Below are 341 nucleotides of genomic sequence, written 5' to 3' on the forward strand. Positions count from 1 at the left end.
TCACACGGTTTCGGGTCTACGACCCCCTACTACATTCGCCCTATTCAGACTCGCTTTCGCTGCGGCTCCGCATATGCTGCTTAACCTTGCAGGAGATCGTAACTCGCCGGTCCATTCTACAAAAGGTACGCCGTCATCCATTAACGGACTCCGACTACTTGTAGGCACACGGTTTCAGGATCTATTTCACTCCCCTTCCGGGGTGCTTTTCACCTTTCCCTCACGGTACTGGTTCACTATCGGTCACTAGGAAGTATTTAGCCTTGGGAGATGGTCCTCCCGGATTCCGACGGAATTTCTCGTGTTCCGCCGTACTCAGGATCCACTCTGGAGGAAACACT

The 341-nt window shown here is 52.8% G+C and carries 1 rRNA gene; it reads right to left on the reverse strand.

The features are described 5' to 3' along the window. Window positions 1-341: ribosomal RNA gene (locus GH741_RS21435) — 23S ribosomal RNA — on the reverse strand; the annotation flags it as partial.

It is taken from the genome of Aquibacillus halophilus (assembly GCF_009649745.1).
GTDB classification, from domain to species: domain Bacteria; phylum Bacillota; class Bacilli; order Bacillales; family Amphibacillaceae; genus Aquibacillus; species Aquibacillus halophilus.